Genomic DNA, 26,395 nt, shown 5'->3' on the forward strand with positions numbered 1-26,395 from the left:
AATTATAATAATAAAATTTAGATATATAATATGAACTTATTATGGTATTTTTTAAAAACTATACTTCCTATAAAAATAGCAGCAAATGATAACACTAAGCATATTCCCAATAGGGATATATCAGGAAATACGCCATCATATATGGATTGCCTAAATGCCTTTAAATAATAATATATTGGATTAAGTTTGAACAAAAACATATATTTTTCTGGAACTATACTTTCTGGATAAAAAACTGGAGTAGCATATCCTAAAACCGTTAAAAATACACCATATAAATGAAATATATCTCTAAAATAAACTGCAACAGTAGATAAAATAAGCCCTACTCCTAAACAGAAAACTAACAACAAAAATAATGGAATTACAAAGCTAAACGTTCCTATCGGAAATGACCATTTCGTAATTATCAGTATAAGAAATAATGCTGGTAATGTGAATAATAAATTAATATTGCTAGAAATTACTCGAGACAGAGGAAATAAATATTTCGGTATATATACTTTTTTTATCAACGATGAATTTTCTATAATTGAACTCATAGCAAAGGTAGTACTTTCATTATAGAACGAAATTATTATTTGCCCACACAATAAATACAGTGGAAAATTTTGAATATCAAATCGGAATAACGTTGAAAAAATCATTGCGGTTATCACCATCATTAATAATGGATTTAACAAACTCCATAATACACCCAAAAAAGATCTTCTGTATTTTTTTTTGATATCTCGAATGACCAATTCATGAATTAAATACTTATATTTATATAACTCTTTTACTAAACTCATCATCATATTATCCTCATATATTGTTTCCAAAAATCTTTCGTCTTTAGCCTTATACGGCGGAAATCATTGTATTCATTTTTTTTGTATTGATAGTCTATAATTAAACACATGAATTCTTTAAATAAACGCATTACATCACCTTGGAGTGATGTTGCCTTTACGATTTCTTGCCTTATTAATTCCATCTTTTTATCCAGTGGCACCTGGGTCATATAGTAAAACCCTCTTCTATAATCTCTCACAGCAAGGTAAAAAGAATGAAAAGCACCATTTTCCCCAGATATAATTCTTTTAAATCCTCTTCCTATTATAGATACCAAGAGCGTAAGTAGCCCTGTATTTTTAGCATAGTTATTTATGATAAAGCTATTTCTATCAGAAAAATAATTTACCATATTACTTTGTTTCTTTGCAAAAGACTGATGCCAGACGGCAATGCCATTCATGCTGAGGACAGGACGGTCGTTGCGGATGCCGTACTCCATGTCATCTCCCTTGAGGAAGACGGGCAATGGATAGCCAATGGCACGGATGCGGTGCACGGGGATGCAGCAGAACCACCAGGCCCCGTATTGATTGGGATATGATCCAAGTGACTCATTCCGGACACAGGTCTCAATGTTGTCCATCACAAAGCCTTTGCCAAGGCCGTGCAGACGAATCTTGCCCCAATAGGCTGTATTCTCGTATTGGACGGTGGGATGCTCAAGGGAGAGCATGGCTCCGCTCAAAAAACTGTCCTGATATTCTTCTTTGAGGCAGGACAGCAGAGAATGAGCACGCTCGATGACAGATGGCTCCAAGACGATATCATCATCCATGAGCAGGACGTAATCGACTTTCCCCTGCTCTACGTATTCAATCAAGGCGCGCGTAAAACCGCCGCTGCCGCCGTAATTGCGGTTGTGGATAATGCGCAGGGCCGGTGTTTCTTTGCAGGGCAGCGTGCTGCCATTGTCGACGACAAGCACGGAAAGCCAGGAATGTTCTTGCTGGAAGTCTTCGAGTACCTGCATCGTGCGTTTGACGTATTCCTCGCGCTTAAACGTGCAGATGCCTGCGCCCATATCGCATTTATGCCAGTTCACAGCATCTCCATAATAAGCTCCCTTTAGGAATTGGGCATCCTCCTGCAGGGCTTCCAGACGAAAGCCTAGGATATCTCCTGTAAGCTCTTGTAGGGCAAAGGTATGCTCATAAAGCCCGCCTTTGGTCTGTGCTTCCAGTACAGACCGTTCGCCATCTGCCGAGAAGGTCAGAAAACACAGTTTGAATGGTCCTTTGAGCTCCAGCTTTACGGTAAGTGTCTGCAGTGTCGTATACTGCTTCCATTTACGCAGGCTGAAGGAGTTAAAATATGTAGCAAAATCCAGCAGTCGGCTGGATTTCTTTATGTAAAGGTCTTGTTTTTCCCTTTCCTTTGTGTCGGTAAGTGCATAGAGTTTTTCCACGTCTGACTCAATACGCTCCTTTTCTTGAAATAACAACGGCAAAGGTCTTAAACAGATACATGAGGTCAACCCAAAGTGACCAGTTGCGCACATACCAGGTATCCATGGCCACGCGCTCTTCGTAGGTGACGTCGCTGCGGCCGCTGGCCTGCCACATGCCGGTGATGCCGGGCAGGACCATGCTGTATTCGCGGAAGTAGTCGCCGTAGCGTTCAATCTCTTCCGTGATGATGGGTCTTGGGCCAACCAGACTCATATCTCCCTTGATGACGTTCCAGAGCTGCGGGATCTCGTCGAGACTCGTTTTTCTCAGGAAAGCCCCAAGCTTGGTGACGCGGGGGTCGTGTTCAAGCTTGAAGTTGGCTTCCCATTCCGCCCGCGCCGCCGGATTTTTCTTGAGGTATTTCTCAAGGGCTTCCTGCGCGTTTGGGACCATGGTCTGGAATTTATAGCACGGGAACATGACGCCATTCTTCCCCACACGCTGGTGCGCGAAGATGATATGTCCCTTGTTGTTGATGCCCACAATGATAACGAGGGCGATAATCAACGGCGAAAAAAGGATGCTGCCGAGAATCGTGCAGACGATATCGAAAACACGCTTGACAAAGCGGTTCCAGCGGCTTGCAAGGTTGTTCTTCATCGTGAGCATGAGGATTTCTTCGCTGAACAGGACCTGTGCTTCGACACCGGCCATAGGCGTGCCGATCAGGTCTGGTACGCAGGAGATATTGCGCACATATGGCTGGATTTTCTCGATGAGGTCCTGCAGGGCCTCCTTTTTTAGTCCTGGCGCCGTGATGATGACATTCTGGATGCCGGAATCCCGCACAATGCTTTCTGCCTCTTCGAAACTTCCATAGAGCAGAAATTTATTCGAAATCTGCTTGGAAATGGGATGATCATCGATGATGCCCGTAACGTCATAGCGATAGCCCAAATCATTTTTGAAGAAACGCAGCACATGCTCGGCTGTGCGCCCCGCCCCTATAAGGATGACAGGGTCATAGAAGAGATGTGCCTTTTTCATGAGCCAGCGGACGAAAAAGCGTGCAACAAAGATATTTATCAGGACAAAGATGCAGAACAGGCCGGCAAAGATACGGGACAGTGCAATACTTTCCTTAAATAGGAACAGCAGCAGGATGCAGCTGACCATGCCGTAGACCACGGCATAGAAAACCTTGCGCGTTGAATCCAGTATGGGCTGCATTTTAGTATAGACCTGCGTCTGTGCAAAAAAGACGAAAAAAACCAACGGAACCCAGATGTAGATATAGTTCCAGGGAATTGTGTAATGGACATTGAGGTTCCGGAGCCAGAGGGCCATTTTTTCGGCAGTCACGACAGCCAGATAGTCGGTCATCACGAAGATAAGGGAACAGAGGAAATGACGATACCTTTGGGTCAATGAACTTCCTCCTTATCCATAACGTCTGCCTTGAAACTTACGCATAACAAAAGAACTGCCTTTTTTCAGCCAGTTCTGATGTTCCAAAAATGATATGTTCTGCTCGTGATAGGGAACATGGTTTTTCTCCAGCCAAACATCGAGCAGACGCTCGGCCACGAAGCCGTAGATGCGTGACTCGTAGGTGTTCCAGCCCGTGATGTCGACGCGTTTTTCGAGCTCGCTGAGGATGGCGAAGAGCCAGCTGCAGTAGGCGTCGAAGAGGTCGCGGCGCATGACGAACATGTTGAACATATGGGCCCAGGTACGGTTCATGACGGTCTTAAAGGCCTCGTCGTACTCGGGACACTGTTCGTGGATGATGGTCTCGGCGAGGTCGAGGCCGTCCGTGTGATGGGCATGGTTGTAGTGGGAGCGGTTTGTCTCGATGTAGTAGCGGCGTTTGCCCGGCACGATGACAGGAGCCTGCTGCAGAAGCTGCTCAAAGTCAGCCTGCGTCAGGACCTGTGCCTTGCGTTTCTCGACATGATGCACTTCATGGCGCGTAAAATAGCGGCGATAGTGCACAAGGCCGAGGTACTCGACGTCTTTGGGCATGTTTTTCCACGCCCAGTAAAGGCCCGTGAGCTCGCAGTAGTGCGGGTTCTTCGCGCTGATGTTGTCGCCGGTGTCGTCGCCCTGAAAGCCAAGGTCGGCCTTCCCCTTATGGCCGACATGAAGCGGAAGATAGCAGTCATCCGCCGGCATCCAGTAGGGCTTGTGCACCGCTACAAGAATCCTGATATTCAAAAGACAATTCCCCCTATGTCCCTGTTTTTCTTGTATGTCAAATATATACCATTATATAGCTATTTGCGAGAATTGACAAGGACATCCGACACACTTATCCCCCTCAGCTGAACAGGGCGATCTGGTCGCTTTCGCTCATGCCGTCAAGGCAGCCGTGGTTTCTTAGGATTTCGACGTTGGTTTTGGAGATGCCGGAGCGGCGGCGGAGGTCTTCAATGGAGGTGAAGGAGCCTTCTTTGCGGGCTTCGACGATGCCCTGCGCGGCTTTCTGGCCCATGCCGGCAAGGGAGGCAATCGGCGGCAGCAGGGCGTTGCCGTCGATGATGAATTTGGTCGAGTCGGAGCGGTAGAGGTCGACGTATTCGCAGGTGAAGCCGCGGAGGAACATTTCCCAGGCGAGCTGCAGGACGATGAGCGTCGCATTCTGCTTGGCGTCGAGTTTCTTTTCTTTCGACAGGGCCTCGAGGCCTTTCATCTGCGCTTCGACGTAGTCCTTGCCGCGCGCGATGACGTTGGCGTCGAATTCGGCGGCGCGGATGGAGAAATACGCGGCGTAGTACGCGAGCGGATAATGGACTTTGCAGTAGGCAATGCGGTAGGCCATCATGACGTAGGCCGTCGCGTGGGCGCGCGGGAAGAGATATTTTATCTTCTGACACGACTCGATGAACCATTCGGGGATGCCGCCCTTGCGGAGGATTTCGACGACCTCCGGCGCGATGCCCTTGCCCTTGCGGACTTTTTCCATCGTCTTGAAGGAAAGCAGCGGGTCGATGCCGTTGTGGATCAGGTACATCATGATGTCGTCGCGCGCGGAAATGGCGTTCTTGATGGTGCACTGGCCGCTGCGGATGAGGTCCTGCGCGTTGCCGAGCCAGACGTCCGTGCCGTGCGAGAATCCTGAGATGCGCACGAGGTCGGAGAATACGTCCGGCTGCGTGTCGTCAATCATCTGGCGCGTGAACGGCGTGCGGAACTCCGGGATGCCGAAGGTGCCGCTCGTCGCGCCGAGCTCTTCGGGCGTGACACCGAGGGCGCGCGTGGAATTGAAAATCGACATCGTCGCGACGTCGTCAAACGGAATCGTCTTCGGGTCGCGGTGCGTGAGGTCTTCGAGCATCTTGATGACGGTCGGGTCATCGTGGCCGAGGATGTCGAGCTTGACGAGTCGGCTGCTGATGGAGTGATAATCGAAGTGGGTCGTGATGGTGCCGCAGTTCATGTCGTTGGCCGGGTGCTGAATCGGCGTGAAGAAGTGGACGTCCATGTTGCGCGGCACGACCATGATGCCGGCCGGATGCTGGCCCGTCGTCGATTTGACGCCCATGCAGCCATGGGCCATTTTATCAATGTAGGAAATGTGCTTCTTGACGCCCTTTTCCTCGAAGAATTTCTTGACGTAGCCAAACGCCGTCTTGTCGGCGACGGTCTGGATGGAGCCTGCTCTATAGACGTTGTCCTTGCCAAAGAGGATTTCCGTGTATTTGTGGGCAACTGGCTGATAGGCACCCGAGAAGTTCAGGTCGATATCCGGGACTTTGTCGCCGTCGAAGCCGAGGAAGACGGCAAACGGGATGTCGTGGCCGTCTTTGATAAGAGGTTCGCCGCAGACTGGGCATACTTTGTCGGGAAGGTCGTAGCCGCAGCCGTAGGAGCCGTCCGTGATGAATTTGCTGTACTGGCATTTCGGGCAGCGCCAGTGCGGCGGCAGCGGGTTGACCTCGGTGATGCCCGTCATCGTCGCGATGAAGGACGAGCCGACGGAACCACGCGAGCCAACGAGGTAGCCGTCGTCGTTGGATTTCTTGACGAGGCGCTGCGCGATGAGGTACAGCACGGAGAAGCCATGTGCGATGATCGGCTTTAATTCCTGCTTGAGGCGGTCTTCGACGATTTTCGGCAGGTTTTCGCCGTACATCTCGCGGGCTTTTTTGTAGGACATCTCGCGGATCTCGTCGTCGGCGCCCGGAATCTGCGGCGAGTAAAGGTCGTCCGGAATCGGCTTGAAGCGCTCGATCTGGTCGGCGATTTTGCGCGGGTTCGTCACGACGGCCTCGTAGGCCGCTTCTTCGCCGAGATACGAGAATTCTGCCAGCATCTCGTCCGTCGTGCGCAGATAAAGCGGCGGCTGTTTCTCGGCGTCGTCAAAACCCTTGCCTTTCATGAGAATTGCGCGGTAGATGCTGTCCTCCGGGTTCAGAAAGTGCACGTCGCAGGTCGCGACGAGGGGCTTGCCGAGTTTTTTCGCGATTTCGGCGACTTTGAGGTTGATGTTGATGAGGTCTTCGTCGGTCTGGATGTCCGGGTATTTGTCGCTGCGTTTTAAAAAGTCGTTGTTGTGAATCGGCTGGATTTCGAGGTAGTCGTAGAACGAGGCGATTTTTAAGAGGTCCTCGTCAGGGCGCTGTTCCTCGATGGCGCGGATGAGTTCGCCGGCTTCGCAGGCCGAGCCGATGAGCAGGCCTTCGCGGTATTCCTCGATGATGTGCTTCGGCAGTCTTGGCTGACGGTGGAAGTACTTGAGGTGCGCAAGGGAGACGAGCTGGTAGAGGTTGCGAAGGCCGTTTGGCGTCTTCGCGAGCATGATGATGTGGTTCGCGCGTTTCTGCAGCGGGTCGCTCTGGACGAGGTAGCCCTCCATGCCGTAGATGACCTTGAGGTCCGTCTTGCAGTCCTTGAGGGCCTTGGCGGCGTCCGGGAAAGCCTGCACGACGCCGTGGTCCGTGACGGCCACAGCGGGCCAGCCCCAGCGGTCGGCGGTCTTGATGAGGTTTTTGACGGAGACGACGGCGTCCATGCTGCTCATCGTCGTGTGGGCGTGGAGCTCGACGCGCTTAACTTCGGCGTGGTCTTCGCGCGGCTTGACTTCTTTTTTCGTCATGCTGTCGATGAAGAGGACGTATTCGTTCATATACGTATCAAAGCGGACGTCGCCGTGGGCGCACACGCGCATGCCCTCTTTGAGCTGCCCCATGATGGTGTCGTAGTCTTCCTGAACGGCGCCTCTGCCGCGTCTTTTCATGAAGAATTTCTTGCAGGCGATGCCGTTCGTGTCGTCGGAGATACAGAACGTCAGGAGCTTCGTGCCCGTCTTGAACTCGATGGTCCTGAGGCCCGAGCCCGGACCCTCGCCGATTGTGCCCTCGATGATGACGTTCTTCGTCTCGCCCGAGAGCTCGTCGATCTTGTGGAATTTGCCGGACATGCCCTTGCCGAAAATGAGGTCGCCGTGATTCGGCACAATGATCGGGCCGTTTTCGGGCAGCTTCGACTTTTTGGCTGTTTTCTTGGGCTTGCTGGCCTTTGTCTGCGGGGCTTTGGCGGCGTTTGCGGCCTTCGGAGCCGGCGCGTTTTGAGCAGTTTCCTTCCTATTATATACAGGCGCAGGCACGCCTTCCATTTCGTCCGGCGTGATGGCCGAGTAGTCTTCCTCGGCAGCCTCTTCTTTTTCGCGCTGCTTCTTGACGCGGCGCAGGGCTTCGCAGTAGTCGGGGTCGCTGAAGGATTCGTCGACTTCGAGATTCTGCAGGACTTCCTCGCTGGCCTCGCATTCGACGCGGCAGCGGTAGCCGAGTTTCTGTTCGATAAGGCCGCTCATGACCTGCGTGACCGAGTGCGCGCGCATGATTTCGCCGCCGAGCTCGCCCGGCACGTCGATGACAATGTGCGCGCCGTCGACCGTGTATTTTGAGCGCTTTAAAAGCTCATAGACGGTCGGATTGCCCTCTGAGGTCTCGTAGACAAGGCGGTTCCAGATTTTGCCGAGGGCGTCTTCGACGTTCACGACGTCCTGATAGAAGACACACGAAGAGAGCTGGCACTTCTCTGCAATCTGGTCCGCGGCGTTTTTGAGGAGTTCCTCGGGGATATACGTCTGCGTCATCAGCGCGATTTCCCAGCTGTTCGTGTGCGTGCAGACCTCCACATGGCGGATCGTCGCGGCCTTCAAGAGGGCTTTCTCCCCCTCTTCAAGGCGCATCCCCTGCACCAGCTGCCAGAACATATTCTTCTGACTCGGAATAATCCGGAACTTCTGCATCTGCGGCCATCCTTTCTAAGTGTCTTCGTGTCATAGTATAGAGAAAACCGGCACTGCGGTGCCGGCATAAAATTCATTGCTACTCTATTATATTGGAAAAGGCATTTGACTGCAATAGCCAAATGCCTTTTCTACAGGTGTTGTTTGTCACTTCATCTGCAAATGGCTGGACAGGGACTAACTGACAGCCAACCCGCGGAACGTGTCGCCCTGCTATAAAGGCAAAATGACATAGAAAGCCCCCAGAATGGCCGTTCTGGGGGCTTTCGTGCGTCGCATGGACGACTTATATCCTTTTGTCGACTTTATTATATCACATCTGCCGATTTTCGGCAATCTTATTCGACTTTGACCTGCAGCCAAAGCTTGGTATAGAGCTTGTCGACAGCCTCGCCAAGGTACTGATACGTCTCCTGTCCCGTATACGTTTCCTCATCCGGGAAGGCGATTTCGCGTTCTTCTTCGTCCATGTCGTCGGCTTCAATTTCTTCGACGGCAATGTTCGGCGTGGAGTAGCCGAGGGCTTCGAAGTTTTTGGCGGCGATGTCGGGGCGGCAGAGGAAGTCGATGAAGCGGTGGGCGTTTTCGACGTGTTTGGCGTTTTTCGGAATAACCCAGCCGTCCATCCAGAGGTTCGTGCCTTCCTTCGGCGCGGCGCAGAACGCGAGGTCCGGATTGGCCTTTATGAGGTTGATGGCCTCGCCCGAGTAGATGACGCCGAGCGCGGCTTCGCCCGAGGCGAGTTTGTCGCGGATATCATCGACGCCGTAGGCCTGCACGAGGGGCTTCTGGGCAATCAGCATGTCGCGGGCTTTTGCAAGCGTCGCGGAGTCTTTTGTGTTCATCGACTCGCCCATCAGGCGCAGCGGAATCATAAAGGCATCGCGCGCGGAATCCTGCATGAGGATTTCGTCTTTGTACTTCGGGTCAAACAGCACGGACCAGCTGTCGACGTCTCCATCGACCATTTTCGTGTTGTACATGATGCCGACCGTGCCCCAGCAGTACGGGATGGAATAGCGGTTGCCCGGGTCGTACGACTCGGCCTGCGCGAGGAAGGCCTTGCCGATGTATTTTTTCGCGTTGGGCAGCTTCGCGTAGTCGAGCGGCTGCAGCAGGTCGTTTTCGGCCATTTTCTGAATCATATAGTCGGACGGGCAGATGAGATCGTAGCTCGTCGCGCCCTCTTTGACACGCGGGTACATGCTCTCGTTCGTGTCGTATTCGTCGAGCACAACGTGGATGCCCGTCTCCTCCTCGAACTGCGTGATGACCTCGGGGTCGAGGTAGTCGCCCCAGCTGTAGATGTAGAGCGTGTCCTCGCCCTCCGACTCTTCGCTGTCCTCGCTCAGGGCGTCGCAGCCGGCAAAAAGCAGGGTGCTGAGCATGGCCACGACGAGCACGAGGTATTTCCATTTATAAAACTTAGTCATGTTAGTCATCGAGCAGCCCCTTTCTCTGATGGCGGCGCAGGAGTTTCCAGTTGACCATCAGCAGAGCGACAAAGGCGATGACGCCGACGAAAAACAGGGTCGACAGCGCATACATCTCGGGATGGATGCCGAGCTTGAGCTGCGCGTAAATCGCGGTCGTCAGCGTGTCGATGCCCGCGCCCTTTGTAAAGTACGTGACGATAAAGTCATCGGCCGACATGGCAAAGGACAGCAGAAACGCCGCGGCGATGCCGGGCCGCAGCTCCGGCAGAATGACCTTGCGGAAGGCCTGAAACGGCGTCGCGCCGAGGTCGAGGGCCGCTTCGTAGCAGACATTGTTGAGTCCGAGCACCTGCGGCAGGATGCAGAGCATCGCGTACGGCAGGTTGATGACGATATGGGCCATGAGAATCGTGTCGTAGCCGAGGCGCAGGCCAAAGCCGAGGAATAAGAGCATCAGGGAAATGCCCGTGACGATGTCGGCGTTTAAGAGCGGGATGTTCGCGAGCCCGCGGAACGCAAGCTGACTTTTCTTCGAAAAACGGCGCATGGCAAGGGCCGTGATGAGGCCGAGGAGCGTCGCGAAAAAGGCCGCGGTCAGGCCAATCGTCAGGGTATTTAAGAAGGCATCGATGATTTCTTCGCTTTCAAAAAGCTTCGTGTACCACTCAAGCGTGAAGCCCGTCCAATGGCCGCGGTAGCGGCTCGCGTTGAACGACTGCGCAATGAGTACGAGAATCGGCGCGTAGAGGAACAGGATAATCAGGCCGAGATAAAGTTTCTTCAAATGTTTCATCTGGCTCCGGCCTCCTTTTTCTTCGCGCCGCGGTCGGCAAAGGCCTCAAGGACGATGTTCAGGATAATGAAGACCATGAGAATCATCGAGAGAGCGCTGCCGAGCTGCCAGTCGTAGGCCGCCGTGAACTCCTGCTCGATGATGTTGCCGATGAGCAGGATTTTGTTGCCGCCCAAGAGCGCGCTGATGACGAAGGTCGTGAGGGCCGGAATGAAGACCATCGTGCAGCCGCTGATGACGCCGGGCACGGACAGCGGAAAAATGATGCGGCGGAACGTCTGCCATTTGCCCGCGCCGAGGTCATGTGCGGCCTCAATGATGCTTTTGTCAATATGCGAAAGCGAAACGTATAAGGGCAGTACCATATAAGGAAGGAAGTTGTAGACCATGCCGATGACGATGGCGAGCGGCGTATTAATAAGGGCCATCGTCGGGAGCCCGAGAGCCTGCAAAGCCATGTTGATAATGCCGTTTTTCTCGAGAATCGTCTGCCAGGCCATGGTCGTCAAGAGCGAATTCATCCAGAGCGGCAGCAGGAACAGCAGGAAAATCAGCAGCATCCTGCCCTTTTTGATTTCCTGCAGGATGAGGCAGAGCGGATACGCGAGCACGAGGCAGACGAACGTGCTGATGAGTGCGAGCTCGACGGAAAGGCCGAGGGCCTTAAGGTACTCGGGCTGCACGGCTTCGATGATGTTCGCGAGCGTAAAGGCCCCTTCCCCATCCGTCAGGCCGTGCCAGAGCACGAAAAACAGGGGCAGCACGATGAAAATCGCGGCCCAGATGGCAAACGGCGCGGCAAAAAGGCGCGCGGCCGTCTTGTTATTTTGCATCATGCGCGGCCTCCTCATCCTCGGACGCCGGCTTCGCCATAATCTGGATGTTCGACGGCGCGAGCTTCAGGCCGACTTCGCGGCCCTGCTCGTGCCCCGTAATCGTCTGCACGAGCCACGAGAAGCCGCCCGCCTCAATCGTGATGTCGTAAACCGTGCCCTTAAAGACGACGGAACGGATGACGCCGCGGAACTGGCCGTCCTCCGGCGCACAAATTTGGATATCCTCTGGACGAATCTGCACGTCGACCGGCACATTCTCGCCAAAGCCCGTGTTGATGCACGGAATGTCCTTGCCGAGAAGATGCACGAGCTTGTCGCGAATCATGATGCCGTCGATGATGTTGCTGTCGCCGATGAAATCCGCGACAAACGCGTTCTCCGGCTCGTTATACACGCTCTCCGGCGTGCCAATCTGCTGAATCCAGCCCTGATTCATGACGACGACCGTATCCGACATCGACAGGGCTTCTTCCTGGTCGTGCGTGACAAAGACGAACGTGATGCCGAGCTCGCGCTTGATTTTGACGAGCTCGCGCTGCATGCTCTGACGCAGCTTGAGGTCGAGAGCCGACAGAGGTTCATCGAGCAAAAGAACCTTCGGCTCATTGACGACCGCGCGCGCAATCGCGATGCGCTGCTGCTGCCCGCCCGAAAGCGCCGTGACGTCGGCATGCTCATAGCCGTCGAGATTCACGAGTTTCAGCGCATATTTGATTTTATCCTTGATGTAGGCCTTCGGCTTGCCCTTGATGCGCAGCCCGAACGCAATATTCTCGGCCACATCCATATTCGAGAACAGCGAATACTTCTGAAAAACCGTATTGACCTGCCTCTTCTCCGGCGGCAGCTTCGTGATGTCCTCGCCGTCAAACAGAATCCGCCCGCGGTCCGGCAGCTCAAATCCCCCGATCAGCCGCAGCGTCGTCGTCTTCCCGCACCCCGACGGCCCCAAAAGCGTCAAAAACTCATTCTCATGAATGACAAGATTCAAATCCTCCAGAATCTTCCTGCCATCATACGACTTATCAATATGCTCCAAACGTAAAAGTTCCTTTGCCAAATTTCACCCTCCAATACACAATATTTTCCCCTGCATCCATTCATAATAAATGCCCCTCTATTGTAGCATAGAAGGGCATTTGTATTCAATTAATTGTGCGTGTTTTATCCACAATTTTAACAATAAAGCAGTAACGTTTACGATTTCGTCCCCGCAAGCTCCTCTTCAGCATCTTCCATGTCGCCCGTGTAGTCGATGGCTTCGCCTTTTTTCTCGAAGGCGACGACGTGTTCCTGGTAGTCGAAGCATTCTTTGGCGATGTCTTTATTGAGCCAGAGCAGGCAGATGAGGTTCGGGATGATCATGAGGCCGTTCATCGTGTCGGAGAAGTTCCAGACGACTTCGAGGGTCGTCGTGGCGCCGACGAAGGTAATCAGCGAGAAGATGACGCGGTAGCCCATGATGACGGGGCGTTTCTTGATGAGGTATTCGAGGGCCTTTTCGCCGTAGTACTCCCAGCCGAGGATGGTCGAGAAGGCGAAAAGCGCGATGGAAACGGAGACGATGAGTTTGGCATAGGAGCCAAAGACCGTCGAGAACGCGAGAATCGTGAGCTGAACGCCCGAGACGAGCTTGCCGGTGCTTGGGTCGACCGTGCCGAGCACGCCCGAGGAGGCGATGACGAGGCCAGTGAGCATGCAGATGATCATCGTGTCGAAGAACGTGCCCGTCATGTTGACGTAGCCCTGACGCGAAGCGTGGTCCGTGCGGGCCGCAGCGGCGGCAATTGGCGCGGAGCCGAGGCCAGCCTCATTCGAGAAGACGCCGCGGGCAACGCCCCAGCGCATGGACGTCAGCATCGAAGCGACAATCGAGCCGCCGATGCCGCCGGCGACGGAATCAACGGAAAAAGCCATGCGGAACATCTCGGCGATGCCAGCCGGCACAGCGTCAAAGTTCACACAGATGACGACGATGGAAACAAGGAAGTAGAAAGCGGCCATGGTCGGCACGATGATGCTCGAGACAAAGCCGATGCTGCGGATGCCGCGCACGAGTACACTCAAGGAAAGTGCGGCGATGATGGCGCCGATGACCCAGGTCGGTACAGCGTAGCTGCTCGAAATCGCCGCAGCGATGGAATTGGCCTGCGTCATGTTGCCGATGCCGAACGACGCGAGTACGACAAAGACGGAAAACAGGAACGCGAGCGTGCGGCCGACGTATTTATTCTTGATGCCGTTTTTCATCGCGTACATCGGGCCGCCGGCCATCTCGCCGACGCTGTTCGTCTCGCGGTATTTGACTGCAAGGACCGATTCGCCGTATTTCGTCGAAAGGCCGAAAGCCGCGCTGATCCACATCCAGACGAGCGCGCCCGGGCCGCCAAGGACCATGGCCGTCGCGACGCCGACGATATTGCCCGTGCCGATGGTCGCCGAAAGGGCTGTCATGAGCGACTGGAACGGCGAGATATCGCCCGCGTGTTTATCGCGCTTTGAAAAAACCATGTGAATCGCGTAGCCGAGGTTGCGCCACGGCAGGAATTTCAGCCTTACCGTCAGGAAAATGCCGGTGCCGACAAGCAGCACGAGCATCACAGGCCCCCAGACAAAATTGTTGACGTCTGCTAATAGCTTCGATACGTCCATACGATCAAACCCTTTCGCTTATAAAATATAATACCCTGTAAAAAACAAAAGCAATGCTGCTGATGACTCGCACCGTCCAAGCAACATTGCTTTGAGCTATATTATATAATTTTAATATATCGTTGTCAATAAAAATCCATCATGTATACACATATGTACATAACAGATGGCTTACTGCAGGCGTCTTTGCGCGTATCCGCTCATTTCTCCCTTATTTTTTGGCGGACTTTGGCGCTTCTGCACCCTCGGCTTCTTTGGCAGCCGCGTACTTCAGGACGATATGCGCGCTCTTGCGGTTTGTCGCGAGCGGCACGTCGTGAACATCGCAGAGGCGCAGCAGGGCGTTGATGTCCGGCTCATGCGGCTGCGAGGTCAGCGGGTCGCGCAGGAAGATGACGTAATCGACATCGCCCGTCGCAACGCGCGCGCCGATCTGCTGGTCGCCGCCCATCGGGCCGGAAAGCATTGTCTCGACATGCAGGCCGAAGGTCTCGTTGATGAGCGTCCCCGTCGTACGCGTGGCAATGAGGTGAAACTTCGTTAAGAGTTCTTTGTGATGGCCGACGAACTCGAGCATCTCGCTCTTTTTCTTATCATGGGCAATCAGGGCAATCGTTTTCATGTAAAACATCCTTTCTCTACTCAGGTATCTCCTTATTATTTCGCCCCAAAACGCCAAAAATCCTGCCGACATCCAAAGATGCCAGCAGGATTTGATTTGAACGCCGACTGACGCCAACCTAACGTGACGCTATGCCCAGCGCCACGCGCCAACCATAGGGAGTCAGGAGTTCAAAGGTGAGGTCGAAATCAGAGTGCCGTGCGCGTCTCTTTTCTGCGCTGGCCGTACTGCTTGAGCACGGCAGCAATGATGAAATTGAGCACGAAGCAGGCGGCGAAGAAATAAAGCGAAGCCGTGTAGCCGCCGGTCTGTGCATGAAAGTACGAGACAATCGACGGGCCGGCGACGCCGGCGAGCCCCCAGGCCGTCAGGATGCGGCCGTGGATGGCGCTAAGCTGACGCGTGCCGAAGATATCGGAAAGATACGCCGGCATACACGAGAAGCCGCCGCCATAGCAGCTGATGATTAAGAGGACGAGAGCTTCAAACAGGAACGCTTCTTTCGTCTGGCCGAGCTGCCAGAACGCGAGGACTTCCAGCAGGAAGAACAGCATGTAGACACGGCCGCGGCCAAGATAATCCGAAATCGTCGACCAGACGATGCGGCCGCCGCCATTGAAGACGCCGATGATGCCGACCATCGAGGCCGCTGCGGCAGCGTCCATGCCGATGACTTCCTGTGCCATCGGCGAAGCGACGGCGAGCAGGCCGATGCCGCACGTAATGTTGACGAAGAAAATCCACCAGAGCGAAGCGAACTGCCACGTCTTGAGGGCCTCATTGGCCGTGGCGCCGTGCAGGACCTTCGTGACCTTGCCCGAGGCGTCCTTGAGGACCGGCGGTTTGAGGTACAGCGACGATGCGCCCATGATGAGCATGTAGACGCAGCCGAGAATCAGGAAGTTATTGACGAGGCCGACCGTCGCCGTCAGATACTGCATGACAGGACCCGCGATGAGTGCGGCAAAGCCAAAGCCCATGATGGCGAGCCCCGTCGCAAAGCCGCGGTGGTCCGGGAAATACTTGACGAGCGTCGAGACCGGCGTGATGTAGCCGACGCCAAGGCCAATGCCGCCGATGCAGCCGTAAAAGAGATACAGGAGCATCAGGCTGTGCACGGAAAGTGCGTAGGCCGTGCCGAGCATGCCCGTGCCGAAGAACAGCATGGCCAGCAGGCCGCTGCGCTTCGGTCCGATTTTTTCGACAAAGCTGCCGAGAAAACCGGCCGAAAAACCGAGGAACAGGATGGCCAGCGAGAACGTCCAGGTCGTCTGCGTGAGCGAAAAGCCCATTTCCGCCATGATGGGACGCGTCAAAACGCTCCATGCATAGACACTGCCAATCGAGATGTGGATGCCCACGGCGCTCAGCGCGATAAGCCAGCGATTTCTCATGTGATCTACCTCCAGAAATGCATTGGGTATCCATTTAGGAAGGCTGCTTGTAGCAAAAAGACCCTCCGGAACAGATACCCTGCCCAGACGGTCGGCTGATCATAACCGTGCAGGACACGTGGTCAGTTCCACTCATCCGTCAGCCCTGCAAGGCTTTGTTTACTTTTTACACTTTTATTATATGAACTGCGCGCGCCTGCGTCAAGAGAGAAATCTCACACGCGGCAGAAAAATTTTTGACGCCTGCCGCCCTTCTCCTTTGGACATTTGCGGGACTTTCCTGTAAAATAGAAGGAACTGACAAAAGCGCCGCCAAAAAGTACAGGCAGCGAAGAGATGAAAAAAAGAAGAAGAGCACGGACAGATAAACGAAGAATATCGGGAGGAACTACCATGACAGAACAGATGACCCCAGAACAGCGCCAGACAGGCCTCGCCCTTTCGAGACTGCAAAAGCGCATTGCGAAAATGCACGCCCTGCGCGACAAGATGAACGCCGGTCTCGCCCGCGTAACAGAAAACAATCTCGACCTCGCGCTGACGCAGAAAAAGAACCTCAAAGAACTCAGCCGCGAATACGACGCGCTCACAAACGAAGTCAACTGCCTGCCCCCGCTCGATGCCGCGTCCGTGCTTGAGGATGAGTACAACTACATCCTGACCATCGGCAACATCATCGAGACGACGCGCGAGCTCAAGAAAAAGAGCAAAATCGACAAGGACGTGCGCGAAAGCATCACGAGCGGGCTCGTGCAGTTCTATGAAGGGCTGCGGAATGAACTTGCGGCGGATCAGGCACAGAAGGAAATGCAGGCGAAAAAGATGGCTGCAGAGATAAAAAAATAATGTGTTGAAAATGCGCGCAAAAAAGGAAGTTCCTACAGTGAAGTAAGAACTTCCTTTTTTGATTTCCGTTGTTCTGGTGCTGACAGGTGAGAAACAGATTGTCGTGGGAAGGGGCCGCCTATTTCGGCTTCGTCGCTCCGTTAAATGGGCCTCATGGTTTTTGGCGGGGCAATGTTTTTTCGCCGCCTGCCGCGGCGTTCTTACATTTAGCAGCCCTGCCAATTTTTCCTTGAGGCCCACCCTGCGGGGATCACTGCGCTCCTGCAGGCGAAATAGGCGGCCCCTTCCCCAGTCAGATCTCAAAAGCCTGACTTCTTAGTGCCTGCTTTCAAAGAGCAGCTTGGAGCGTGTGCAGCCTGTTGGCTGTACACGCTAAGTACGCATGGAACTCGCACAACTGGTTGGTACGAACTCTGGGCGGGGGCATATGTTTCGCCTGCAGGGGGCGCAGCGCTTGGCCCGCAGGGCTGAGGGACAAACGTCAGATACTTCGCTGCGCGATGTCGGAACGCCGCGGCAGGCGGCGAACCGGCAAAAGAAGGACAACATGGCATGTCCCTCATTCAGCGGAGTCCCCGAAGCCGAAACATATGCCCCCGCCCCTTGCCGTCATCCCCTCAACTTCACGAACTCAGACTCCACGTATTATTAAAGGTCCGGACGAATCCCGGTCTTGCCGGTAAATTTATGGTAGCTTGCCCCTTTGCGGCGGCCCATGAGTTCGGCGAAGAGTTCCTCCGGCGAGATGTTGTGGTAGGCGAGCAGGACGAGGCAGTGGTACCAGAGGTCGCCCATTTCGTAGAGGATTTCTTTGCGGACATTGTTTTTCGAGGCGATGATGGTCTCGACGGCTTCCTCGCCGACTTTCTTGAGAATTTTATCCTGTCCTTTGTCGAACAGGTAATTCGTGTAGGAGCCTTCGACCGGATTGACACGGCGGTCCTGAATGACGTTGTAGAGCTCATAGAGGACCGTGGCGAGGTTGGCCTTTTTCTCCTCGGGGATGACGGCGACGCCCTTCTCCTCGCCGCCCATGAGTTTGCGGCCGCTGAAGCAGGTGTACGTGCCCGTATGGCAGGCGACGCCGGTCTGGTGTACGATGACGAGCAGGGTATCGCCGTCGCAGTCATAGGAGATTTCCTTGACTTTCTGGACGTTGCCGCTCGTTTCGCCCTTCTGCCAGAGTTTCTGGCGGCTGCGGCTGAAGAACCACGTGTAGCCCGTCTCGAGCGTCTTTTTCAGGGATTCTTCGTTCATATAGGCCAGCATGAGCACCTGACCGTTTTCTTCCTGCACGACGGCCGGCACGAGGCCTTTTTCGTCAAATTTTACCATTGAAATATCAACATTTTGATTTTCCATCAGAATCTTACCTCCACTCCGCGGGATTTCAAGTATTCCTTGACCTGACGTACGGTGAACTGGCCGTAGTGGAAGACGGACGCCGCGAGTACGGCATCGGCGTGGCCGAGGGTCAGGACATCGTAAAAGTGTTCGAGCTTGCCGGCGCCGCCCGAGGCGATGACCGGCACATTGACGGCATCGGAGACCGCGCGCGTGAGCTCGATGTCGTAGCCGTCCTTCGTGCCGTCGGCATCCATGCTCGTTAAGAGAATCTCGCCCGCGCCTAGACCTACGGCCTTCTTAACCCATTCGAGGCAGTCAAGGCCAGTCGGCGTGCGGCCGCCGTTGACATAGACTTCCCAGCGTCCTTCGCCGCAGCGGCGCGCATCGACGGCGAGCACCATGCACTGGCGGCCGAATTTTTCCGCGCCTTCTTTCAAAAGCTCCGGATTCTTGACGGCAGCCGTGTTCAGCGAGGTCTTGTCGGCACCGGCCTTGAGCATGCGGCGCATGTCTTCGACCGTGCGGATGCCGCCGCCGACGGTGAACGGGATGAACACCTTCGAGGCGCAGTCCTGCGCGACTTTGACCATCGTCTGGCGGTTGTCGCTCGACGCGGTGATATCGAGGAACACGAGTTCGTCAGCGCGTTCTTCGTCGTAGCGGGCCGCGAGCTCAACAGGGTCGCCGGCATCGCGCAGGCCGACGAAGTTCGTGCCCTTGACGACGCGCCCGTCTTTGACATCAAGACAAGGGATAATACGTTTCGTATACATATATTTTAGTCCTCCTTCGAGGCGATTGCAATGGCCTCGGCAAGGTCGAGCGTGCCCATGTAGATGGATTTGCCGACGATGACGCCCTCGATGCCGTCTTTTTCATAGGGCTTGAGGGCCTTGATGTCGTCGATGGACTTGACGCCGCCCGAGGCAACAATATTGACGCCGCTCTCGCGCGCGAGCTTGGCTGTGGCCTCGACGTTGACGCCGGCGAGCGTGCCGTCGCGCGAGATGTCCGTGTAGATAATCGTCTTGACACCGGCTTTTTTCATCTCTTTGGCGAGCACCGTGGCCTCGACATCGCCCGAGACGCCCCAGCCATCGACGGCGACGATGCCGTCCTTCGCGTCAATGCCGACGACGATGCGGTCGCCGTATTTTGCGCAGGCTTCTTTGACAAGCTCGGGGTTCCTTACAGCAACAGAGCCAAGGATTACGCGGCGTACACCGAGTTTCAGCACATCGTCGATGTTTTCCATCGTGCGGATGCCGCCGCCGAGTTCGACGGGGATATCGACGGCCGCGAGGATTTTCTCGACGGTCGCGAGGTTCTGCGACTTGCCTTTGAGCGCGCCGTCAAGGTCGACGAGGTGCAGGAATTCTGCGCCCTGTGCCTGCCATTTTTTCGCCATTTCCTCGGGCTGATCGGAAAAGACCGTTTCTTTATCGAAATCGCCCTTCAACAGGCGCACGCATTTGCCGCCGCGGATGTCAATGGCTGGGAATATAAGCATAGGATTTCCTCCTGTATCTTTTCTTGCAGAAACGAGGACCTCAGCCCTCGATGAAGTTTTTGAGAATAGCGAGGCCTACGTCGCCGGATTTTTCCGGATGGAACTGTGTGGCCTGAATGTTGCCGAGGGCCACGGACGCCGTCAGCGTCTCGCCGTATTCCGTTGTCGAAGTGATGACGCTCTTGTCGTCCGGCACGGCGTGGTAGCTGTGCACGAAATAGACGTACGGCTTTTCGGAAAGTCCCTTGAAGAGGTCGATGGGCTCTCTCTTTTCGCGGACCTTGATGGAATTCCAGCCCATGTGCGGCACCTTGAGGCCCGGCGCGTTGATTTTCTTCACCATGCCGTGGATGAGGCCGAGGCCTTTGGCCCCGGGGCTCTCCTCGCTGCCGTCAAAGAGAATCTGCAGACCGACGCAGATGCCTAAGAGCGGTTTGCCGGCGGCAATCGACTCCTTGAGCACGGGAATCAGGCCGCTTTCCTCGAGATTTTTCATGCAGTCGCCAAAGGCACCGACGCCCGGCAGCACGATTTTTTCCGCCTGACGGATGATGTTTTCGTCGTTCGTGACACGGGCATCGGCGCCGAGGGCTGCAAAGGCCTTCTCGACACTGAAGAGGTTGCCGACGCCGTAATCAATGATTGCAATCATGAATATGCCCCCTTATAAAGAGCCCTTCGTCGACGGGATGCCGTCGACACGCGGGTCTTTTTCACAGGCAATGCGCAGCGCGTGGCCAAGGGCCTTGAAGATGGCCTCGACCTTGTGGTGCGAGTTCTTGCCGTAAAGTACCTTGACGTGCAGCGTGATGCCGGCGTTGACGGCGAAGGCGCGCAGGAATTCCTCCGTGAGCTCCGTGTCAAAGCCGCCGATCATCGGGGCCATCTCGCCGCCGTCGTAGACGAGGAACGGACGGCCGCTGATATCGAGCGAGACAAAGGCCAATGCTTCGTCCATCGGCAGGTAGAATGTGCCGTAGCGGCGGATGCCCTTTTTGTCGCCAATGGCCTGCTTGAAGGCCTGACCGAGCGTAATGCCGATGTCTTCGACGCTGTGGTGGCCGTCGACGTCAATGTCGCCGTCGCAGGCCAGCGTCAAATCGAGAAGACCATGAGCCGTCATAAGGTTCAGCATATGGTCAAAAAAGCCGATGCCCGAGTCAATGACGCCGTGGCCGTTGCCGTCGAGATTCAGGATGAGCTTGACGTTCGTTTCGGCCGTCTTGCGCTCTACCGTTGCTGTGCGCATGCTCAGGCCCTCCCTTCCGTGAATGCCTTGAAGTAGCTGTACCACGTGTCGTTCTCCTCGCGGCGGCCCATGGAAATGCGCAGGCAGTTCTTGAGGCCCGGTGCACTGCCGAAATGACGCACGCCGATGCCCTTCGACTCAAAGAGTTCGTTGAGTTCCTTGGCCTTGTCGTATTTGACGAGGATGAAATTCGTCTCGGACGGGTAAACCTTAACACCCGGCAGCTTCTTGAGCTCTTCCTGCATGCGTTTGCGCTCCGAAATCATGATCTGGATGTGCGGCACGAATTCCTGGCGCATCTGGTAGCAGATGTCGGCCGTGACGAGCGAGAGGACGTTCATGTGGTACGGCATGTAGGATTTGTCAATCATCGTGACGATTTTCTCGTCGGCCAGCATGTAGCCGACACGGCACGAGGCAAGGCCGTAGGCCTTCGAGAACGTGCGCGCGATAATCATGTTCGGGTATTTCTTGAGGAGGCCCATGGCCGACTTGCCGTAGAATTCCATATAGGCTTCATCGACGAGGAACGCGCAGTCAGCCGGCAAATTCTTCGCGATGTATTCAATCTGCTCCACCGTGAAGGCATTGCCCGTCGGGTTGTTCGGGTTGCAGATGACGGCGAGTCTTGCCTTTTCATCGACGGCGGTCTTGATGAACTTGTCGAGGTCGAGGGAATAATCATCCTCAGAAAGGGCTACAGGCACGCCCGTGGCCTCGGCGGCCTTCGAGTAAATCGGATACATCGAGAACGACGGCCACGGATAGACGATTTTGGCCTCCGGCGAACCGCCGAAGCAGTAGAACAGCTTCTCGATGATTTCCGACGAGCCGCTGCCAATCAGCACGTTTTCGCGCTGCATGCCGAAGTTGCGGGCAATCTGGTCGCGCAGGTCGTCGTATTCTTCATTCGGGTAGCGGTTGAACGCAACGCGCGACAGGCGCGTCATCACGCGCTCCTCGACGAGCGGCGGCAGGCTCAGGTTGCATTCGTTGGCATTGACTTTAATGTCCCACGGGCGTTCGACCACATCGTAGGACGGCATATCGGCAAGGCCGTTTCTATAGTTCAGCATAAGGCAGTTTCCTTCCTATTATATATTAGATGGGCTTGATTGAGATTGATGCAGTACACCCCCTCAGTCAGCTGCGCTGACAGCTCCCCCTGAGGTGGAGCCTTTTTACGAGTTGAACTGCTTGTCCGCCTCTTGCAAAGCAGAGTACCGAAAAGATTCAGCGGCGGATGCGGATGGCGTTGGCGTGAGCCTGCAGGCCTTCCGTCTCGGCGAGGCGGATGATGTCGTCACTGACATCGGCGAGGGCCGGCTGCGTGTACGAGATAATGCTCGTGCGCTTCATGAACGTCTCGACATTCAGCACCGAATAGTAGCGGGCCGTGCCGCCCGTCGGCAGGACGTGGTTCGGACCGGCGAAATAATCGCCGAGTGGCTCCGGCGAATAAGCGCCGAGGAAGACGGCGCCGGCATGGCGCACGTACGGCAGCAGCTGGAACGGCTGGGCCGTCAGAAGCTCCATGTGCTCTGGGGCCGAGACATTGGCAAAGCGCATGGCCTGCATCATGTCGTCGGCGACGACAATCAGGCCGTTGCGGTCAAGCGAGGCCTGCGCGATTTCCTTGCGCGGGAGTTTCGCCAGCTGTTTTTCGGCTTCGGCCGCGACTTTTTCGGCGAGCTCGGCGTCGTCCGTGATGACGATGCTCGAAGCAAGGGGGTCGTGCTCGGCCTGGCTCAGCATATCGGCGGCCGTGTAAACCGGGTCTGCCGTTTTGTCGGCGACGATGAGAATCTCGCTCGGGCCCGCGAGCATATCGATATCGACATGGCCGTAGACTTCTTTTTTGGCGAGCGTGACGAAGATGTTGCCCGGGCCCGTGATTTTATCGACGCGCGGAATCGTCTCCGTGCCAAACGCCATGGCCGCGATGGCCTGTGCGCCGCCGATTTTGTAGATTTTCTTAACGCCGGCTGCGCGGGCCGCAATGAGGACGTACGGATTGATCTTGCCGTTTTTCGGCGGCACCATCATGATGATCTCGCCGACGCCTGCGACAGACGCCGGTACGGCGTTCATGATGACCGAGGAAGGATAAGCGGCCGTGCCGCCCGGCACGTAAATGCCGACGCGGTCAAGCGGGATGATGGCCTGTCCGAGAATCGAGCCCTTCTCGCGGTACGTCATCCACGAATTCGGTTTCTGCTCCTGATGGTAGCGGCGGACGTTGGCGGCGGCTTTGCGCAGCGACTCGACGACGGCGGGGTCAGCGGCTTCTTCTGCGGCCTTGTACTCCTCTTCCGTCACGAGGAAGTCCTCGGGCTTGTAATCGACCTTGTCGATGAGCTTCGTGTAGCGGATGACGGCGGCGTCGCCCTCGCGGCGCACATCGCCGACAATCTGGCGCACGAGCTCGGCAGCCGTCATATCGCGGCCAAACGTCTTTTTATTGGCCTCGCGGATTTTCGGATTCAGCTCGACTTCATCAAATGCCGCTTTCGTCAGCATTTTCTCTATGGCATATTCCCCAACTTCACTGGCTTTGACAATCTTCATGATTTACTTCCTCGCTTTCTCATGCCTTTTGGCTCTTGCTATGGTTACGATTTTACCGGTTATTTCTTTTCCGCTTCTTTAGGCTTCTTTTTTCGCCTGCTCCTCAAGCTCGAGGATTTTGCGCAGCTCCTCGGTGAGCTGGTGGATGCGGTCGAACTTCAATTTAAAGCTCACGCGGTTGACGATCAGGCGGGCCGTCGCGTCGAGGATGTAGGCGATTTCCTCGAGGTCGTTTTCACGGAGCGTCGTACCCGTCTCGACGATATCGACGATGCTCTCGGAGAGACCGACAATCGGGCCGAGCTCGATGGAGCCGTTGAGTTTGATGTATTCCATCTGCATGCCGTGCTTGTTGAAGAACTGTTCGGCAATGTGCGGGAACTTCGTCGCGACGCGCGTATGGTCGTAATCAATGAGTTTTCCACGTTTCTCCGCCTTTGGTACAGCCATCATAAGGTGGCAGCGGCCAAAGCCGAGGTCGAGGAGCTCGTAGACGTCTTTGCCGGACTCAAGCAGCACGTCCTTGCCGATGACGCCGATATCGGCGGCGCCGTATTCGACGTAGGTCGGCACATCGGCCGTCTTGGAGACGATAAAGCGGATTTTCTTTTCTTCGTTCGTGATGACCAGCTTGCGCGACTTGTCCGAAAGTCCCTCTGCCGTATAGCCTGCCTTGGCAAGAAGCTCTGCTGAAAGCCAGAAGAGCTTGCCTTTCGGCAGTGCGATGGTCAAATAATCCATGTTGTTCTTCATATTCCCTCTCCTATTCGGATCTCTGGATTTTTATTCTTTATCTAGCTAAAGGATTTCGATGAACCTTATGTTAACACCGAAATCGCGATTCGTCAAGAAATTTGCTAAAAATGTTTGGCTGTGCATGTGAAGAAGACAAACATTGCTCTAAAAAAGAGGTTTCTGCCGCAAAACTTAGTTCTGTTCGTCGGCAGCGCGCAGGATTTTGAGAACCTCACTGTCGCCTGCCTGCTCTTTTTCGTGATGATGCGCGATGACGGCCGCTTCTTCTTCAAGGCCGATGGCCTTGAGCTTCTCTGCGCCGATGGCCGGATGATGGCGGTAGACGTAAAGGGCATGGCCGATGGGGTCCTGCTTTTTTTGCCACGCTGCGGAGAGCCTTGGCAGATAATGCGTCATAAGCACGGCCATGACCTTGCCCATGATGTTGAGGTCGCCCTTGACGCGGCCGACATCGTGCAGCAGGGCGCAGCGCAGCAAAAACTCTTTCTGCTCCGCCGCAAGCCCCCGCTCCTCTGCCATCTTCAGCGCTGTAAACGCGACATTTCGCACATGGACCTGATCGGCCGGATGCATGGCAAAGAAAAGCGGCAGGGCCTTTTCCGGCAGATGATGACGGACAAAATCATAATCCTCACTCGTCATCCTCTGCGTGACGGCGCGCACAAACTGCCGGACGCGCTTATAGGCACTCATGCGAGGTAGATGAGGCTTTCATAGCCCTTGGCACTCTGCTGGGCCCCGGCCTCCTCTTTCTCCTGTGCGGAAAGTGCGAGCTCGACGACCTTGCCCTCGGCGCGCAGTTCCTGTGCCTTGACGATGGCATCGTGTTCGCGGCCCGGCGCGTACGAAAGGAAAATGTCCTTCGGCTTGTCCGGCTTTTCGAGGCCCTGACGCGTCAGGGCGAGCAGGATGCGCTCAATGCCGATGGCAAAGCCCGTCGCAGGGCAGGCACTGCCGAAATCCGAGAGCAGATGGTCGTAGCGGCCGCCGCCCGCAAGCGGGAAGCCGAGTTCCGGCGTGTAGGCCTCGAAGACCATGCCCGTGTAGTAGCTGAAATCGCGGATGATGCCGAGGTCGAAACGCACGTATTTTTCGACGCCGTAGTCCTTCAGCAGACGGTAAATCTCGCCGAGGTTGTCGAGGGCGCGGCGGCTCTGTTCGTTGAGGGCCAGTGCATAGCTCTTTTTGAGCAGCTCCGCGCCGCCGCTCAATACCGGCAGCTGGTTCAGGGCTTCTTTTGACTTGTCCGGCAGGTCGAGGGCTGCGACGACATTGCGGTACGTCACGAGGTCGTGTTTTTCAAGCGCCGTCTGCAGCTTGCCCTTGACCTCATCACTCAGGTGGAACTGGTTCATGATGCCCGAAGCGAACTCGACCTGGCCGAGGCAGATCGTGAAGTCGCTGAGACCCGCGCGCAGAAGGCCCTGAATGGCAAGGGCGATGACCTCGGCATCGGCAAAGGCCGTCGCACTGCCCATGAGCTCGACGCCGGCCTGATGGAACTCGCACTGACGGCCGGCCTGCGTCTGCTCATAGCGGAAGACGCTGCTGACATAGGAGAGCTTCAGAGGCTGCGGATAATCGCGCAGGCGGCTCGCGGCGAGGCGCGCAATCGGCGTCGTCATCTCGTGGCGCAGCGCGAGCGTGCGGTTGTCCTTGTCAAAGAGCTTGAAAAGATGCGGCTCTAAGGCGTGGCTCGAGCCGAGCGTCAGATTGTCGAGGTATTCGATGGTCGGCGTCACGACTTCATCGTAGCCCCACTCGGCAAACAGCGTCGCGAGCTCCGTCTCAATCGCGCGCTTCTCGGCAGCCTCCACCGGCAGAAAATCGCGCATGCCATACGGGATCTCAAGGGTCAGTCTTTCTTTGTCCATTTCTTTGTCTCCTATCTCAGCTTACTCAGCT

General features: G+C 55.2%; 23 protein-coding genes and 1 riboswitch. Of the genes, 1 reads left to right on the forward strand and 22 read right to left on the reverse strand.

Annotation, left to right across the window (positions count from 1 at the left end; translation table 11 throughout):
* Window positions 1-17 precede the first annotated feature (17 nt).
* The 12 genes from ACE419_RS04260 to ACE419_RS04315 all read right to left on the reverse strand — a co-directional run bounded on the left by ACE419_RS04260 (window position 18) and on the right by ACE419_RS04315 (window position 16,214).
* Window positions 18-794, reverse strand: coding sequence for an ABC transporter permease (locus ACE419_RS04260; RefSeq protein WP_435721129.1), 777 nt, complete (start codon window positions 792-794; stop codon window positions 18-20).
* Window positions 794-2,242: a glycosyltransferase gene (locus tag ACE419_RS04265; RefSeq protein ID WP_435721130.1), complete on the reverse strand. Its 1,449-nt coding sequence runs from the start codon at window positions 2,240-2,242 to the stop codon at window positions 794-796. The genes ACE419_RS04260 and ACE419_RS04265 overlap by 1 nt, the downstream gene beginning before the upstream one ends.
* A gap of 7 nt (window positions 2,243-2,249) precedes the next feature.
* Complete coding sequence (gene wbaP, locus ACE419_RS04270; protein ID WP_435721131.1) at window positions 2,250-3,653, reverse strand: undecaprenyl-phosphate galactose phosphotransferase WbaP; 1,404 nt, start codon at window positions 3,651-3,653, stop codon at window positions 2,250-2,252.
* 12 nt (window positions 3,654-3,665) lie between these two features.
* Entirely contained in the window at window positions 3,666-4,442 is a 777-nt protein-coding gene (locus ACE419_RS04275) for a DUF4422 domain-containing protein (RefSeq protein ID WP_435721132.1), read from the reverse strand.
* A 103-nt stretch (window positions 4,443-4,545) separates the two neighbouring features.
* Window positions 4,546-8,481 (reverse strand): PolC-type DNA polymerase III, encoded by a 3,936-nt coding sequence (locus tag ACE419_RS04280; protein WP_435721133.1) that lies wholly within the window; start codon window positions 8,479-8,481, stop codon window positions 4,546-4,548.
* Window positions 8,482-8,819: 338 nt separating this feature from the next.
* The gene (locus ACE419_RS04285; RefSeq protein WP_435721134.1) at window positions 8,820-9,923 is read right to left on the reverse strand and encodes an ABC transporter substrate-binding protein; all 1,104 of its coding nucleotides are present in this window, start codon (window positions 9,921-9,923) and stop codon (window positions 8,820-8,822) included.
* Complete coding sequence (locus tag ACE419_RS04290; RefSeq protein WP_435721135.1) at window positions 9,916-10,710, reverse strand: ABC transporter permease; 795 nt, start codon at window positions 10,708-10,710, stop codon at window positions 9,916-9,918. Before ACE419_RS04290 ends, ACE419_RS04285 begins: the two co-directional genes overlap by 8 nt.
* Window positions 10,707-11,546, reverse strand: coding sequence for an ABC transporter permease (locus tag ACE419_RS04295; protein WP_435721136.1), 840 nt, complete (start codon window positions 11,544-11,546; stop codon window positions 10,707-10,709). Before ACE419_RS04295 ends, ACE419_RS04290 begins: the two co-directional genes overlap by 4 nt.
* Window positions 11,533-12,606, reverse strand: a complete 1,074-nt coding sequence (locus tag ACE419_RS04300; protein WP_435721137.1) for an ABC transporter ATP-binding protein — start codon at window positions 12,604-12,606, stop codon at window positions 11,533-11,535. The genes ACE419_RS04295 and ACE419_RS04300 overlap by 14 nt, the downstream gene beginning before the upstream one ends.
* 137 nt (window positions 12,607-12,743) lie before the next feature.
* A complete protein-coding gene (locus tag ACE419_RS04305) occupies window positions 12,744-14,198 on the reverse strand; it encodes an alanine/glycine:cation symporter family protein (protein WP_435721138.1) in 1,455 nt (484 codons plus the stop codon).
* A 211-nt stretch (window positions 14,199-14,409) separates the two neighbouring features.
* Window positions 14,410-14,820, reverse strand: a complete 411-nt coding sequence (locus tag ACE419_RS04310; protein ID WP_435721139.1) for a methylglyoxal synthase — start codon at window positions 14,818-14,820, stop codon at window positions 14,410-14,412.
* 188 nt (window positions 14,821-15,008) lie between these two features.
* Complete coding sequence (locus ACE419_RS04315; RefSeq protein WP_435721140.1) at window positions 15,009-16,214, reverse strand: L-lactate MFS transporter; 1,206 nt, start codon at window positions 16,212-16,214, stop codon at window positions 15,009-15,011.
* Between the two features lie 74 nt (window positions 16,215-16,288).
* A riboswitch (ZMP/ZTP riboswitch) is annotated at window positions 16,289-16,371 on the reverse strand.
* Between the two features lie 236 nt (window positions 16,372-16,607).
* Between ACE419_RS04315 and ACE419_RS04320 the strand changes: the two genes are divergently transcribed.
* Entirely contained in the window at window positions 16,608-17,060 is a 453-nt protein-coding gene (locus ACE419_RS04320; protein ID WP_435721141.1) for a sporulation-specific protein 15, read from the forward strand.
* A gap of 648 nt (window positions 17,061-17,708) precedes the next feature.
* Here ACE419_RS04320 and hisIE read toward each other — a convergent pair.
* From hisIE to hisZ, 10 genes are all read right to left on the reverse strand, one after another.
* Window positions 17,709-18,422: a bifunctional phosphoribosyl-AMP cyclohydrolase/phosphoribosyl-ATP diphosphatase HisIE gene (hisIE, locus tag ACE419_RS04325; RefSeq protein WP_435721142.1), complete on the reverse strand. Its 714-nt coding sequence runs from the start codon at window positions 18,420-18,422 to the stop codon at window positions 17,709-17,711.
* A complete protein-coding gene (gene hisF / locus ACE419_RS04330; RefSeq protein WP_435721143.1) occupies window positions 18,422-19,180 on the reverse strand; it encodes an imidazole glycerol phosphate synthase subunit HisF in 759 nt (252 codons plus the stop codon). The genes hisIE and hisF overlap by 1 nt, the downstream gene beginning before the upstream one ends.
* A 5-nt stretch (window positions 19,181-19,185) precedes the next feature.
* Window positions 19,186-19,917, reverse strand: a complete 732-nt coding sequence (gene hisA, locus ACE419_RS04335; protein WP_435721144.1) for a 1-(5-phosphoribosyl)-5-[(5-phosphoribosylamino)methylideneamino]imidazole-4-carboxamide isomerase — start codon at window positions 19,915-19,917, stop codon at window positions 19,186-19,188.
* 40 nt (window positions 19,918-19,957) lie between these two features.
* On the reverse strand, window positions 19,958-20,569 hold the full coding sequence (hisH, locus tag ACE419_RS04340) for an imidazole glycerol phosphate synthase subunit HisH (protein ID WP_435721145.1): 612 nt from the start codon (window positions 20,567-20,569) through the stop codon (window positions 19,958-19,960).
* Between the two features lie 12 nt (window positions 20,570-20,581).
* Complete coding sequence (gene hisB / locus ACE419_RS04345; RefSeq protein ID WP_302489671.1) at window positions 20,582-21,166, reverse strand: imidazoleglycerol-phosphate dehydratase HisB; 585 nt, start codon at window positions 21,164-21,166, stop codon at window positions 20,582-20,584.
* A 2-nt stretch (window positions 21,167-21,168) separates the two neighbouring features.
* Entirely contained in the window at window positions 21,169-22,242 is a 1,074-nt protein-coding gene (gene hisC / locus ACE419_RS04350; protein WP_435721146.1) for a histidinol-phosphate transaminase, read from the reverse strand.
* A 157-nt stretch (window positions 22,243-22,399) separates the two neighbouring features.
* A complete protein-coding gene (hisD, locus tag ACE419_RS04355; RefSeq protein WP_435721147.1) occupies window positions 22,400-23,734 on the reverse strand; it encodes a histidinol dehydrogenase in 1,335 nt (444 codons plus the stop codon).
* Window positions 23,735-23,812: 78 nt separating this feature from the next.
* Entirely contained in the window at window positions 23,813-24,487 is a 675-nt protein-coding gene (hisG, locus tag ACE419_RS04360; protein ID WP_432647854.1) for an ATP phosphoribosyltransferase, read from the reverse strand.
* A gap of 174 nt (window positions 24,488-24,661) precedes the next feature.
* Window positions 24,662-25,183: an HD domain-containing protein gene (locus tag ACE419_RS04365; RefSeq protein ID WP_432647853.1), complete on the reverse strand. Its 522-nt coding sequence runs from the start codon at window positions 25,181-25,183 to the stop codon at window positions 24,662-24,664.
* The gene (hisZ, locus tag ACE419_RS04370; RefSeq protein WP_435721148.1) at window positions 25,180-26,364 is read right to left on the reverse strand and encodes an ATP phosphoribosyltransferase regulatory subunit; all 1,185 of its coding nucleotides are present in this window, start codon (window positions 26,362-26,364) and stop codon (window positions 25,180-25,182) included. The genes ACE419_RS04365 and hisZ overlap by 4 nt, the downstream gene beginning before the upstream one ends.
* Between the last annotated feature and the right edge of the window lie 31 nt (window positions 26,365-26,395).

Origin of the sequence: Mitsuokella apri (assembly GCF_047974105.1) — a bacterium.
Classification (GTDB): domain Bacteria; phylum Bacillota; class Negativicutes; order Selenomonadales; family Selenomonadaceae; genus Mitsuokella.

Excerpts from the sequence above, each read along its gene's own strand:
- ACE419_RS04260 (WP_435721129.1), bottom strand. The coding sequence starts at position 794 with ATGATGAGTTTAGTAAAAGAGTTATATAAATATAAGTATTTAATTCAT.
- ACE419_RS04280 (WP_435721133.1), bottom strand. The coding sequence starts at position 8,481 with ATGCAGAAGTTCCGGATTATTCCGAGTCAGAAGAATATGTTCTGGCAG.
- ACE419_RS04285 (WP_435721134.1), bottom strand. The coding sequence starts at position 9,923 with ATGACTAACATGACTAAGTTTTATAAATGGAAATACCTCGTGCTCGTC.
- ACE419_RS04290 (WP_435721135.1), bottom strand. The coding sequence starts at position 10,710 with ATGAAACATTTGAAGAAACTTTATCTCGGCCTGATTATCCTGTTCCTC.
- ACE419_RS04295 (WP_435721136.1), bottom strand. The coding sequence starts at position 11,546 with ATGATGCAAAATAACAAGACGGCCGCGCGCCTTTTTGCCGCGCCGTTT.
- ACE419_RS04305 (WP_435721138.1), bottom strand. The coding sequence starts at position 14,198 with ATGGACGTATCGAAGCTATTAGCAGACGTCAACAATTTTGTCTGGGGG.
- ACE419_RS04310 (WP_435721139.1), bottom strand. The coding sequence starts at position 14,820 with ATGAAAACGATTGCCCTGATTGCCCATGATAAGAAAAAGAGCGAGATG.
- ACE419_RS04315 (WP_435721140.1), bottom strand. The coding sequence starts at position 16,214 with ATGAGAAATCGCTGGCTTATCGCGCTGAGCGCCGTGGGCATCCACATC.
- ACE419_RS04320 (WP_435721141.1), top strand. The coding sequence starts at position 16,608 with ATGACAGAACAGATGACCCCAGAACAGCGCCAGACAGGCCTCGCCCTT.
- hisIE (WP_435721142.1), bottom strand. The coding sequence starts at position 18,422 with ATGGAAAATCAAAATGTTGATATTTCAATGGTAAAATTTGACGAAAAA.
- hisF (WP_435721143.1), bottom strand. The coding sequence starts at position 19,180 with ATGTATACGAAACGTATTATCCCTTGTCTTGATGTCAAAGACGGGCGC.
- hisA (WP_435721144.1), bottom strand. The coding sequence starts at position 19,917 with ATGCTTATATTCCCAGCCATTGACATCCGCGGCGGCAAATGCGTGCGC.
- hisH (WP_435721145.1), bottom strand. The coding sequence starts at position 20,569 with ATGATTGCAATCATTGATTACGGCGTCGGCAACCTCTTCAGTGTCGAG.
- hisB (WP_302489671.1), bottom strand. The coding sequence starts at position 21,166 with ATGCGCACAGCAACGGTAGAGCGCAAGACGGCCGAAACGAACGTCAAG.
- hisC (WP_435721146.1), bottom strand. The coding sequence starts at position 22,242 with ATGCTGAACTATAGAAACGGCCTTGCCGATATGCCGTCCTACGATGTG.
- hisD (WP_435721147.1), bottom strand. The coding sequence starts at position 23,734 with ATGAAGATTGTCAAAGCCAGTGAAGTTGGGGAATATGCCATAGAGAAA.
- hisG (WP_432647854.1), bottom strand. The coding sequence starts at position 24,487 with ATGAAGAACAACATGGATTATTTGACCATCGCACTGCCGAAAGGCAAG.
- ACE419_RS04365 (WP_432647853.1), bottom strand. The coding sequence starts at position 25,183 with ATGAGTGCCTATAAGCGCGTCCGGCAGTTTGTGCGCGCCGTCACGCAG.
- hisZ (WP_435721148.1), bottom strand. The coding sequence starts at position 26,364 with ATGGACAAAGAAAGACTGACCCTTGAGATCCCGTATGGCATGCGCGAT.